We start from the raw sequence: 13794 nt of genomic DNA on the forward strand, positions 1-13794 counted from the left end.
GATTTTGCCGCCGACTTCCTTCAGATTCCACCTCACGGTGGACACCCTTGTCTTCAGCTAGCACCTATATCACCTTCGGTGTTCGGGACTTTCACCCTATAGACTGTGTCCATGCTGGGCACACATATATAAGGACGTGTTTTAAAACACGTCCTTATATATTTAAAACTATTTATTTTTTATACAGAATATCTATTTATATGTCTTTTTTAAATTTATAAAGGGTTATGTTGTTTTATGTCGAATATTGTTTTTATGGGTCGAAATAAATTTTAAAATGGAGGCTAATATGAAATTAAATTTTAAATCTTTTAAAGTAAAAATTATATTAATAATGGTTGCCTTTAGTTTACTTATGGCGGTATCCACATCATTAGTAAACTACATAAAATCAAATGATATAATTACTAAATCACAAAGTAAAGAAAAAATGTTAGTGGAAGAAAGTATTAGAAACCATATAAGGGACACCTATATAGCCTATGAGATAATAGAACAGGGCTTATCTGAAGATATGATAAAGTATACCAACATTTTGATGGAAAAATATAAAGAAAATCCCGATGTATCCACATGGGATTTAGAAAAGTTAAAAAAGGATTTTAAGGGTATGGATATATATATAATTAATAGGGATTATGTTATAGATTATTCAACTGTTCCCGGAGATGTAGATTTAGATTTTAAAACCTTTGGTGAAGACTACGTTTCTTTTTTAGATAATGTAGTGGATAACGGAGTCTTTTCTTCAAAACGTATAACTGTGGAACAAAGTACAGGTGATATAAAGAAATATAGTAAAACTCCTACCCCTGATAAAGAGTACATTTTAGAAATAGGTGCCAGTGTAAAAAAATATGGTGATCTCCTTCAAGAACTGGACCTAAGAACCTTATCTGAAAATATTAAAGGTAAATATGACTTTGTCCATGATATAACTATATATGATAATGAAGGGGTGTCAATAGGAAAGCTAGATGAAAATAATAAGCCTATAAAGATAGAGAACAATAAAGACTTACTTTTAAAATCTGTAGAAACCAATGAATCACAGACAACTACAGAAAAGGACTTAACATATAAATATATCCCCTATGCCCTTAACCCCGAAAACGGTGTTACCGACACTAAGGTTATTGAGATAGTATATGATAATTCTATTTTGAATAGTTATATTAAATCTTATCAAAGAATCTTTTTTATAACATTAGTCTTAGTCATACTATCATCTATATTAATAGCATTCATAATAGGTAATAAAGTGGCCAAGCCTACACTGGAAATGAATAAATGGATAGATAAGGTAGCTAATTTTGATTTAAGAGATGATGAAAAGATGGATAAAACTAATATTTCAGCCGATGAGATAGGGCTAATGAAGAAAAACTTAATTAATATGAAAAAGAGACTACAAGATCTTATTACCGATATAAGTGAAAATTCCCAACAAGTGGCAGCTTCTTCTGAACAGTTAAGTACCAGTGCCGCAGAAAATACTGAGGCTTCAGAACAAATTGCCATATCTGCCCAGGAAATTGCAACAGGTTCAAATGAGCAAACCAATATTACCGAAAATATGTACAATCAAGTATATGAACTACATAAAAATATTAAAGAACTGGCAAGTAGTTCAGGCAATGTTGAGAACTTAACTAAGGGAGCTGTAGACTATGTTAGTGAAGGTAATGAGAAAATTCAAATAGCTGTTACCCATATGGATCTAATAAATAAAGTAGTTTTGAATTCTTCAACTGCCGTATCTAAGTTAAGGGAAAAGTCCCAAGAGATAGGAAATATAATTAATGTCATAGAAGATATATCGGAACAAACAAATCTATTGTCATTAAATGCTGCAATTGAAGCTGCTAGAGCTGGAGAACACGGTAAGGGTTTTGCCGTTGTTGCCGATGAAGTTAGAAAACTTGCAGAACAATCTTCCGATGCTGCAAAAAATATCTCTAATATTATTACAGAAATACAAGAAGATACTAAAAAAGCTGTTGAATCCATGGAAAGTGGAACCAATGCGGTTAAAGATGGTATTGAGGTAGTAAGTCATGCTGGTAATTCCTTTGAAGAATTATCTTCTTATATTGATAAGGTTTCAAATGAAATACAAGTATTTTCTCAATCCACTGAAAATATAGCTAATTCCAGTGATATAGTATCTGATAATATGGAAGAAATATTAAGCATATCTAGTAAAATAGCCAACAGTACCCAAAGTGTTGCAGCAGCTGCTGAAGAAGGTACTGCATCTATGGAAGAAGTTGCAGCATTATCTAAACAACTTTCTGGGATGGCAGAGGATCTAAATAAGATGGTTGAGAAATTTAAACTATAATATACAATATAAGAAATCCCTTTCTGTAATATTACAGAAAGGGATTTCTTATATTTATTAAAAGCTATATTCTAACTATGTTTTCTTTTATAGGAAAATACAGAGGCTAAATAAGAAGCTCCTAAAGCTAAAAAAGCAATACATAAAGATAATATAATGATCTGATATTTTTTCAAAGTGAAAAATGTATACATATCAGTCATTCCAAAATGTCCCTTATAAATTTAAAGGCTAACAACTTATCTTGTCATTTTCAACCCATCCAATTACTCCATTCTTTTTTACTAAAGTTATTTTATCAGTCTTTTCTACGATTGATACAACATCACCTTTTTTAGCCTCAACAAAATAATCTGTACTATCATAGCAACGTATAACATCCTTAGCCTTAAAGATTTTATCATTTTTAATTAAAAGATTATGATTTGAAGATATATGCCTGCAAAGGCTGAACTCTTCCCCTTCTTCAATGATATCAATTAAATTATCACTCCAAGGGATTTGAATAGTATTTTTGTTTGCCTGTTGAGGTTTTATTATCTCACCGGTTAAAAGATTATCTACACAATGAAAAGTGATATTGTCTCCATCTATAATCAATGCGTTTAACTGACCCTCTGACCTTATGCCATTTCCTCCATCTATACTTATAATTTTTTGCTCTTTATTTATAATTGGATTGCAACAAGCTCTATCTTTTCCATAATTTGCTGTTGGCCAATGTCCTACTACAACATATTTTGAAAAAGCTAGTCCCTCATCCATAAAGGCATCTCGTTTTACAATCTCATTGACTTCATTCTTTTCTAAATCTTCAGTTGTAATGCCGGCATGGGCAAATATGTAATCTTCTGTTTCAATTATATGGGGTAATTGTTCTAAGTAACTCAGTTCCATGGTAAAATTTTCTATTAACTGATTTTTAATAAAATTAATATCTGATTTTTCATTAACTTCAATGGAAAGCTTGTCACACATCTCATTTAATATGCTGTTTTTTCTAAATAACATGTACCTCAAAAGGTTTTCATCATCTATTTCGTACTTTATATCTTCCCATAAAGTATCACAGTTCCCTGTGGCTACATAAACTTGTTGGTTATTAGATAACTCTATAATATACCTTAAAGTCTCTAAACTATTTTCTCCCTTTTCAATTAAATCCCCAACCAAAATTAAAATATCCTCTTTTGTATAATTAACCTCCCCTAATAATCTTTTAAAAAGCTCTAAATTCCCATGTATATCACTTATGGCAATGATTCTTTTTCCTTTATCAAGTGTAACTTTTTTAACTGTAGGCTTCATTGATTTATAACCCCTTCCCCTTATATTGTGATAATATTATTAATGTATACTATTCTGTTTTTCTGCATAAATCCCTTTTATTCCAATATATTTTTATCTTTGAATGACAAATTCTATGAACCTGTTGACTTATATCGACTCAACCCAAATCTAAAAAATCCATAACTGGGAATCAAAAATAACAATGATATTATTGGCAAGAACATAAATAAAATATTTTTTTCTCTATCTAGTAAATATAATAGAGGATAATATTGAAACAAAGCTAAGGGAATCACAAAGGTAAAGAATTTTAGTATAACATTACCGTAAACCGAGAAAGGGTATCGGCCAAACTGACGTACACCATAGGTGAAAATATTCATAAAGTCTAAGCCCCGAATTGTAAAGAATGAACATGCTGCTTTAATAAGAAATAAGCTAAAAAACAAAGCCCCTCCACAAAGAATCATCAAGGATAAAGTCAAAACTTTTTCCCAAGTCCATATAATTCCACTAATGGAAATTGCATAGAATAGTACTATCACAGCCTGTATCAGTAGCCCAATTCGTGTAAAATCCATATTAGGCATTAAAACTTGTAATATAATATTTCTTGGTCTAACAAGGGCCCGATCAAACTCCCCATTACCAAGCATTCGTGGAAAAACAGCCAATCCACCTCCAAACATCTCTCCCAGTGAGAAAGCCATCATAATAACGGCGAAACATAGGAGTACCTGGGCATATGTAAAATCATCCACGGCATTAATTCGTAAAAAGATAAAATATAATCCAAAGAATGACGTAAATGCCGTAATAAACTGCCCTAATGTGGTTAAAAAGAATGATACTCTATACTCCATCTGACTTTTCAAATTCATAACTATAAAATTTAAGTATACCTTCATATTATCCCCCCTGAACAATTACTTTTTTTAAAGTGCCACCCATGATAAGCTGTCCCATACCTACTAGAGCTACTAACCAAAACACTTGAAATGTGATACCCTTTAACGCATCTACACCTACAATGTTTCCAGTGTATATTCGAAGCGGCATATTTTGCATGGCCGCAAAGGGAAGTAATTTAACAATGGCAAGAACCGATGGAGGAAAAAATGGCAAAGGTATTACTCCACCGGATAGAAACATAGTCAGAGCCTTCACTATAATTTTTATACCTCTTTGAGACAGTGTATAGAACAGTGAAATATACATAAGCATAGCAAAGGCCACAACTACACATAATGCAAGTATAGTTGACAGAAAAAACAGAAAAAACTGCCCAATATCAGGGGGCAAGGACATTCTGTACTTTTCTGGCATCACAAAGGCTACAAGTATGACTGGTAGACAATTAAGTATGGTAAAGGACACACGATTGGCAGCTGACTGGCAAAACCAACGACCATATAAACCCATTGGCCGCACTAGCTCATAGGCAATAGAGCCACTTCTAATGGCCGAGTAAATTTCACCGTCTGAAAACACCACCGCAAACAATACCATTAATGTCTGTTGCATCCATATATAAGAAACAGTCTGGGAAAATTCCATTGGTAAATTAGTGCTACCGGTGCGATAAATTGCCCAGAAGGCCAATATTTGCATAAATCCCCATACAAAATTTGTAATAATCCCACTAAAGGCCACAGCACGGTATTGCAAGTTATTAATAAATCGTATACGGAATACTGCTATGTATCTTTTCATATTCTATCCCCCAATTAATAAACATAATTTATTTAAGTTTTTTCACTAATATAATAAATTTTAGCATTATGATTTTCCACAGTTTTATCACTAATGTGATCATAGTATATTGTTATACATTTTTCAATTAGTAGTTTTTAGCTTGTCCACTAAAGATTTATTAACATTGTTATGGACAGTTTATTATAAGAACTTATAATAAACTGTCCATTGGGTTAAAATTTTTTATTTTAATATCCGTAAAAAAAACTCCATTTATTTGAATAAAAAAATACTCTAGCCCTAAGTCTAGAGAAATATATATTTTTCATATTATTTTTCACTAAAATTACTTTATCAGCCTTTCTTGCAATTTAAACAGTAACACCTTTTTTAACCACAATAAAATGATTTATTTTTGTTTTGAAAAACCAACTTGTCCTATACTCTCTCCAATTTTATAGTAATTTCCTGGAGCATAGATCAACGGGTCAATATCCTTCATACTTATCTTACAATATGATGTGTCTTTTATCTTCTCATCTACCTGAATATTTTTTACTTCACCTACATAAATAGCCCCGTTTTCCTGGGAAATTATGTCTGTCACCTGGCATTCATAGACCCATGGTGATGGTTCTAGTATCGGGACTGATAAAACTTCTCCTTTTTTACATCCAACCTCCATATCCAACATTTTATTACTGGAATAACCTGAATTCATTCCACAATAATCGGCTAAATGCATCATTTCTGTCGTAATAAGATTTGCTGAAAACATTCTGTTTTTTTCTACAAGCTCCCTTGTTAACTTTTTTCCTGAGGAAGCAAACATAAACTTTGGTGGATTGGCAGAACAAAATGTAGTCCATGTTATTAACGTAAAATTAGGATCACCATTATCTTTATATGTACCAATTAAATATGATGGTTGAGGGAAAAAACCTCTTTGGGGTTCTATGGAATATTTAGCCATTATAAGTCCTCCTTTAGATTAATCTTTTTTTGCTAGCTAGTAGTTTTCTGCTATAGTGCTTGTCTCATCTAATAAATTTTTATTCTTTATTTCTTAGTTTATATATCCTACAATCGTTTTATTTTCTAAATTCATCATATAGCAACAGCTTATATTTGTCAATGATATAAGTTTCATACTTTTTTACTAAAAAATCTAAGGTTCTCATTTTTTTAGTTATGGCCCTAGCATATGCTTTTTCTCTATCCTTAAACATATAATCATGGTCATCTTAGCATCTGCACCATAAAGATCTATTTTACCAGGTGCTATTGGCAGTAACCACCTGATTTTCGAGCATTACAATTCCCTCTATAGCAGCATAGTAAGCCAGTCATTTCTTCCCTCTTTACCACAATATCTATGAAGCATAAGGTCTTTTTTAAAATTCAACTTAATATATTATTGTATATTTTTCTTTAATATGTTGTTTTTACTATTTTAAATTATAATATAACATTATTCTTTTGTAATTATTTACCTTAAAAGAATCTAGACTTATTTTAGAAAATTGCACTATACTATATTACTATTTAATTTAAGAATAAAAAAAGACCATAAGAAGATAGTTTCTTCTTATAGTCTAAAATAATCAATTAGTATCATAATCTATTTATCAGATATCTGTAAATCTTTTATAGTTGAAAAAATGTCTTCAATACCATCTGAGCCCGAACCATAAAGAAACTGTATAAAGTTTAAGTCATGATTGTACCCATCATAAATATGAACTGTCAAATTTTCTTTACCTAATTCTTTAAATCGATTTTCAACATCATAAGTACCTTGAACAGGGCAATTGGCATCATAGGTACCCTGGAAGATATACATAGGAATATCAACCTTAGTCATTATATCTTCGGTTTTAGGTAGTTCAAAATGAGCCCTAAACCAATTTGTCATGAGTGGGGGCATCATTGTTGACATATTTTCCTTAATCCACTTATCATCCCCACTTTCAATTGCTTTAAAGAGCCCCTCTTTAACGGGAGTCATCATCGTGGCAAAATCCTCTACAGTTATTACACCATCGCCGTCCAAATCAATATCCTCAAATGCAGTTCCCCCCAATACACTATCTATAATTTTATTAGGATCTGCTTTATATTGCTCCTTTGTAATCTCTTTACTACCAACAGCATTAAAGAAAAGTGTGTAATTGAAAAATGACATTCCACCACCTAATTGATACTCTAATACATCCCGCATATTATCATTGGAGTATCCCATAAGGACCAAAGCATCAGCTTCTGCACCATATTCTGATACAGCCAGTGGAGCTATAACGGTACCTTCGCTGGCCCCAAGGAGTATTATATCTGCATCTGATAAACGGGGATCTTTCTTTAACTGGTCAATCATACATTTGATATCCTGAGCTATATTTTGAGGAGTATATTGTTTGTAACCATTCTCGTCAATACTAGCATAATTAGGACCTTCATCCCCCAAGCTAATTCCCCTTGTATTATAAGTAAAAAAGGCTGTACCATCACTAGTGAATTTATCTGCATAGACATCTAGATATTTAAACCTAATACTTCCAACATTGTCTTGTCGACGCATTTCATAAGTATTAGGACCGGTACCGGGAACTAATATTACAAGCTTGTTAATTTTTTCTTTTCCCACAGGTACAGAAAGTCTTCCAGTTACTTCGAATCCGTCAAAGGATTTAATGGTCTTAATTTCGTCTTCACGACCTTGCAAACCAAGGGATTTGATCACTTTAACAATGTTTTTTAAATCTGTCTTTGATAGGGGTTCACTACCATTAAAGTTTCCATTTTCATCGGCTGATAATATGCCCTGGGCTACAACCTTCTCAATGCTATCTAGTGCCCATAAAGGCAACTCTTTGTGATCCCCAAAAGCTGGACTATTGTCAGGTTTAGGTAATTTAATTAATTTATCCAATGCCAAAGCTGCCTCACTACGAGTAATAATATCTTGGGCACGAACGGAACCGTCTGTATATCCCGTTATATATCCATTCTTCTTTGCTGCCATTAACTCAAAATAATCCTCAGTTTCCAAGTCAATGTCTGAAAACATTTCTTCGTTATCCATTACTGTATAAATATAGAATATGTCGTTTATTGTCTTTATAAACTCCCCTCTAGAAACGTTGCCTTCGGAAGCTTGAATCCTGGTTATAGGTGAAACTACAATTAATAAAGACAAAAATAAAGCTGTGAATTTCTTCATAATATTCTCTCCTTAATATTTATTTTAAAACTCTTTGTGCCTAAATTTTTCCTATTCTAACCAATGATTACTAAATATATTATACCAAGTATTGGATTTATGTCAATAACTTATATGCTGACGGCATAATATCTCTTTTACTTTTTAGAGATGATATTATGCCAGAGCTCCAATATTATATGGCTACCTCTAAGAATGTTCATATCAGCTGGTTTGGAGGAGAGCCAACACTTTGTACAAGCATTATTCTTGAAATGTCTTCTTTTATACAAAAGTTACAAAAAAGGTATAAGTTTAAATACGATGCAAATATGACTACAAACGGATATCTTCTGGATTGTGAATCATTTCAACAATACTATAAAGCTGGTATTAATGCATATCAAATAACTTTAGACGGATGGAATCATGATGTAACTAGACCACATGTTTCTGGTAACGGAACATTAAAAACCATTTTAGAAAATTTAAAAAGTGTGTCATCGTTGCCAGAAGAATACCAATTTCACGTTACTATCCGTCATAACATTTTAGATGGAGACCAAGACTTTAGTTGGTATGATTTCTTATATGATCAGTTTGGAACAGATGCTCGTTTTTCTGTTGCAGTTGTTCCCGTTAATGATTGGGGTGGAGAAACGGTAAAAAAACTAAATATATTAAAAAGAAATAAAAAGCAAGTACTTCAGACAGTACATGAAGAGTATCTCGACAAAATCGGAATGCGCCGTGAAGGAAAAGTGAAATTACCCTTTTCAGATATTTGTTATGCTTCTTGCCCCCGTGGATTTATATTTCGCGCCGATGGAAAAGTAGAAAAGTGTTCAATTGCTTTGAATCATCCTAAAAATCAAGTTGGTGTAATTCATGCAGAAAATGGTGTTATATTAGATGAATCGGCCTGCAAACTCTGGTGTACCAGTGATTTGAAAACTGAATGTTTAACTTGTAACGATGTATTAAGTTGTTTAAATATTTGTTGTAGAAAAGTAATTATTGTAGATGGTCGGACTGAAAGTGTTTGTTTATGTAAAACGCTTACGGATAAAAGAGAAAGAGTAAGCGAGTAGATGTACAGAAGTTGTTAACCAATGATACTAACATTAAGGAGTAAGAGATATGTTTTATTATTTAAAAAAGAACTGGAAATTTAGTTTATTAGTATGTTTTTTACAGGTTTGCGTATGGGGTATGCAAGCAGCTGTTCAATTGTTATTAATTAAGACTTTTGATGCTGCCATAAATCTGGAATTTAAAAACTTTATGTTTTGGACTATTGTAAGTTTAGGTTGTTGGGGAATATATTTTACGTTTGGAATAGCACAGGGATATTTTCAAGCTCAAACTATTAGAATTTTGAACAATCATGTACGACACGATTTATATTTATCTCTAATGAGTAAAGACTATCAGGAATACAATTCATTAGACTCAGGTGAGTACATTTCTTGGAAAGAGGAGATGCTGCAAGCGACCAAATTGAATCTACAAATTGTCGTTTGAACTATACTCAAAACACAGTAGGGGGAGTACTTGGATTTTTAAATGTTTCCTTACAGATAATGTCGGAAATTTTAATTGTATTATTAGCATTTGCTGGCAGAATTAAGCTAGCAGTCTTGGCTGGGGGAACTAACCTAATAAGTGGGGTTTCCAATGGTTTTAGTAATATTGCACGTTTTCGCCTATCTATTGCTGCAAGCAAACCCTACTTTATGAAAATTAATGTTCAAGATAATTCCATTATTCAAAAAGATACCCCTGATTCAAAATTAATAAAAGAAGCTATTATAGTTAAAAATGTTTGCTTACATTATGGAACAAAGGCTGTGCTTAAAAATGTAAACATAGGTTTTAAAAAAGGTGGAAAATATGCCTTAATAGGCCCATCTGGATGTGGAAAAACAACTTTGCTAAAGCTTCTTTTGGGATGGCTTCCAGATTATTCGGGAACTATTAAATTTGATGATGTAAATGCTAAAGATTATACAATTGAACAAATACAGAAACAGATAAGTTATATCGATCAGGATGTATTCCTATTTAATACTACAATCAAAGAAAACATCACATTAGGTGAGGAATTTCCTAAAGACAAGCTGGAAAAAGCTATAAAAGATAGTGCATTAGTTAATGACTTGAGAAATATGCCAGAGGGGTTAGAAACTTTTGTTGGAGAGGGAACCAGTTCACTGGATCAGGAAAATGCTGATATTGTAGAACAAAGCTTACTAATGAATCAAGAACTAACACTTATTCTTGTGAGTCATCATTTATCATTAGAACGCAGAAATCAGTTTGACCAAGTCTATGAACTACCAACATTAAACAATATAGTGTAAATATTAGTATTTGTTAGATATAGATGATCATTTTAAAATAAACTTTAAAATTTATTAGGAACAGTTCATTATAAAAATTTATATGCTACCTACGTAATATTACCTTTACTTTTTAGATATGATATTATGTCAAAACTTTAATATTATATACTTAGTATTTTTTAATGAACTGCCCCTGGCATTACTCTATCCATTTTATCAAGCTTTAATAGAATAATTTCTTATTTATGACCAATTAATGAGATAAGTCCATTTGATAAATTTTCTCCCCAACATAAATAGTCATGTCCACCTTTAAATTCTTCATATTCTACTTTATAACCTTTAGCCTGTAATACATCCCTTAGTTTTTTATTTACCCCAATCATATTTTCCTTCTCTTCTAGAACTCCTACATTTAAGTAGAATTTTAATGGTAGTTTTTCTATTTTTTTAAATTGTGAGCTAATCCAACAATCACTTTCTTCTTTATCCCAATCATTAGGCTTATACCAATAAGCTCCAGATTGAGAAAGGACATTTCCAAAAACCTCAGAATAGTTAAGTCCTATATATGAAGCAGTAAGTCCACCTAAACTTAGCCCACCAATTATACCATCTCTGGCTTCCTGGGATATATTGTAGTTTTTTCTAAACCAAGGCATAAAATCATTAATAACAATATCTAAAAATAGATCACTACAACTAAGTTCTTCTTCCCTCGTATCGGTTGAATCGATAAATAATGTAATCACTGGAGGTATTTTTTTATCTGCGATTAAATTATCCAGAACATTTTTAACAGAAAGTAATTCCAGATATTCATCTCCATCTGTTAATACCAAAAACTTATACGGTTGTCCGTCTTCGTTATATCCATGGGGCGTATAAACCCTTACTCTACGACTCGCTTCTAGTCTCGAGCTTTCAAGGGAATATTCCATTATTTTTCCTTTAGATATATGATTATTTTCCTTAACCCAAATATGCTCATCAGCTTTTGGCATTACAACATAAGATAATATTTCATCATCACCATCGTCTTCATCTACCACATATAGAAAGTTTTTATTAAGTTCATCATGTTGTAAGTTTTCAAACCTGCTATCCCAGTCATCATCTAGTGGATCATTAACAGAATAATTATATTGAAGACGTATATCATTCCTAATTATACAGCTTATATACCATAGGTTTGTATCTAGTAATCTTTCCATTTTATAGTTTAAAAACATGCAGTCTTCCATCTCCGGTATAACTAAGACATTCTTTACCTTGTCATCTCCCTTATATATAAAGGTAACTAAATGATAATCTGGATCTTCCTTTATATCTTCTATCAAAGGTGACCCCTTTTCCTCAATATTACTCCAAAACTGTTCTAGAGCTTCTCTATTTCCCTGATCTAATTGCTTTTCTAATTTTAAGATTTCAAAACTAGTTATTTTTGATTTTTCCATATATATCCCCCTATTTTTTATTTGTCCTTTACTCAAAATGAAATTATATTTTACCAATACTAAAAATAATAATTAACAGAAAATTATTCATTATATACTATAATATGTAATGATTGCTATTATATTTTATACTCTATCATTTGTCAATGTATGACTATTGTTATTTTTTTAAATTTGTATAATTTTTTTCCAGCCTTGAGCTTATTCTAATGATAAACTGTAGTCTTAAGCTTATATTTTTATTTATAATTACATCTTACATATTTATAAAATTAAGCAGGCTAATAGCCTGCTTAATGATTACTACACCTTATTATTTTTAAAAATTAGTACCCACATCTCCACATGACTTAAGTAGACAAAACTGATGTAGTGAGAACCCACTGGTTTATTGGAAGAAGGGTATTCTTAAAATCTATCACTTAAATCAACACCAGATTTCAACTTATAGTCCCAATATTTTTCCAATACATCATTTGAGTATAGCATCCTGGAAAAGTGGCCTCATATTCTTTCTGTAAAGCTCTATCTGGTTCCGTCAATTCCAAGCACACCTGACTAACTTTACCGTCATAGATATTTGTGAATTTAACCTTATATCTATTGTTCAATGAAAGCAGTTGATCTATACTATGTATTTGAGATTGTATTAACAATGATCCTGTATACCCAAGTTTGCTATAAAACTTTTCTGCAGATTCAACTGCACCAAGGGTAATGGAGTGAACGCCATAATGTATCGCCCGTTTCTCAAGGAGAAAGATCATCTTTTTTGCTATTCCCATACTCCTATAATCTTCATGCACAGCCACCGCCCTAATGGTAATACTGTGGTCATCATGAATGCTACCAAAAACAATACCTATTACTTCATTGTCTAAACTTGCATACAACATCAAATCACCGTGATTTTCCATCCGTTCTTCCCATTTTTTAAAGGAATACTCTGGATTATTGACAACAGACATACCCTTAAAAATCATTTTAAAGAAATCAAGTGCTTTTTTAAGTTCTTGTTTGGATGAGACATTTTTGATTAAGTAATTTATGTTATTGGCCCTTTCCATACATATCCCCCTATTTTTTTATTTATTCTTTGTCCCAAAATGAAATTATGTTTTTCCAATATCAACAATAATAATTAACAGAAAATCATTCAATATATGTTATAATATACCATATATTGTTGTTATATTTTATATTATGCTACTTGTGAATATATGTCAAGATATCATTCCAGTCTATAGCTTGCTTTTTACTATTCATAATAGAGTACTCCTTTATTTTATCGTCTGTTATTTTAGCAAAGTTTTTAGCTATACACTAAATAGCAACTCTTTGACACTTGCTTTTATTGACATAAAAGCAAGTGTCAAAGAGTTGCTTTATTAGGAACAGTTCATTATAAAAATTTATATGCTACCTACGTAATATTACCTTTCGTTTTTAGAGATGATCTTATGT

Annotated in this window: 12 protein-coding genes; 4 read left to right on the top strand and 8 right to left on the bottom strand. The window is 31.7% G+C overall.

Going from position 1 to position 13794, the window contains the following annotated elements:
* The first annotated feature begins 289 nt into the window (after positions 1-289).
* A complete protein-coding gene (locus V6137_RS16700) occupies positions 290-2344 on the top strand; it encodes a methyl-accepting chemotaxis protein (protein WP_425449103.1) in 2055 nt (684 codons plus the stop codon).
* Between the two features lie 231 nt (positions 2345-2575).
* On the opposite strand, the gene V6137_RS16705 is transcribed toward V6137_RS16700, so the two are convergent.
* From V6137_RS16705 to V6137_RS16730, 6 genes are all read right to left on the bottom strand, one after another.
* Entirely contained in the window at positions 2576-3652 is a 1077-nt protein-coding gene (locus V6137_RS16705; protein ID WP_425449104.1) for a metallophosphoesterase, read from the bottom strand.
* Positions 3653-3765: 113 nt separating this feature from the next.
* Entirely contained in the window at positions 3766-4542 is a 777-nt protein-coding gene (locus V6137_RS16710; RefSeq protein WP_425449105.1) for an ABC transporter permease, read from the bottom strand.
* A gap of 1 nt (position 4543) precedes the next feature.
* Entirely contained in the window at positions 4544-5347 is an 804-nt protein-coding gene (locus V6137_RS16715; protein WP_425449106.1) for an ABC transporter permease, read from the bottom strand.
* Positions 5348-5738: 391 nt separating this feature from the next.
* Entirely contained in the window at positions 5739-6302 is a 564-nt protein-coding gene (locus V6137_RS16720) for a flavin reductase family protein (RefSeq protein WP_425449107.1), read from the bottom strand.
* A 118-nt stretch (positions 6303-6420) separates the two neighbouring features.
* The gene (locus tag V6137_RS16725) at positions 6421-6558 is read right to left on the bottom strand and encodes a hypothetical protein (RefSeq protein ID WP_425449108.1); all 138 of its coding nucleotides are present in this window, start codon (positions 6556-6558) and stop codon (positions 6421-6423) included.
* Between the two features lie 392 nt (positions 6559-6950).
* Positions 6951-8549 carry an S-layer homology domain-containing protein gene (locus V6137_RS16730; protein WP_425449109.1) on the bottom strand — a complete coding sequence of 533 codons (1599 nt, stop codon included), beginning with the start codon at positions 8547-8549 and terminating at the stop codon, positions 6951-6953.
* Between the two features lie 179 nt (positions 8550-8728).
* Here V6137_RS16730 and V6137_RS16735 point away from each other — a divergent pair, with 179 nt between their 5' ends.
* Genes V6137_RS16735 through V6137_RS16745 form a run of 3 tightly spaced genes read left to right on the top strand, consistent with a single transcriptional unit; the run spans position 8729 to position 10891 of the window.
* A complete protein-coding gene (locus V6137_RS16735) occupies positions 8729-9619 on the top strand; it encodes a radical SAM protein (RefSeq protein ID WP_425449110.1) in 891 nt (296 codons plus the stop codon).
* 49 nt (positions 9620-9668) lie between these two features.
* Positions 9669-10052, top strand: coding sequence for a hypothetical protein (locus tag V6137_RS16740; protein ID WP_425449111.1), 384 nt, complete (start codon positions 9669-9671; stop codon positions 10050-10052).
* Positions 9998-10891, top strand: a complete 894-nt coding sequence (locus V6137_RS16745; protein ID WP_425449112.1) for an ATP-binding cassette domain-containing protein — start codon at positions 9998-10000, stop codon at positions 10889-10891. Before V6137_RS16740 ends, V6137_RS16745 begins: the two co-directional genes overlap by 55 nt.
* A gap of 221 nt (positions 10892-11112) precedes the next feature.
* On the opposite strand, the gene V6137_RS16750 is transcribed toward V6137_RS16745, so the two are convergent.
* Positions 11113-12330 (bottom strand): alpha/beta hydrolase-fold protein, encoded by a 1218-nt coding sequence (locus tag V6137_RS16750; protein WP_425449113.1) that lies wholly within the window; start codon positions 12328-12330, stop codon positions 11113-11115.
* Between the two features lie 440 nt (positions 12331-12770).
* Entirely contained in the window at positions 12771-13397 is a 627-nt protein-coding gene (locus V6137_RS16755) for a GNAT family N-acetyltransferase (RefSeq protein WP_425449114.1), read from the bottom strand.
* Positions 13398-13794 lie beyond the last annotated feature (397 nt).

The organism is Dethiothermospora halolimnae (assembly GCF_037577855.1).
Taxonomy (GTDB): Bacteria; Bacillota; Clostridia; order Tissierellales; family VENL01; genus Dethiothermospora; species Dethiothermospora halolimnae.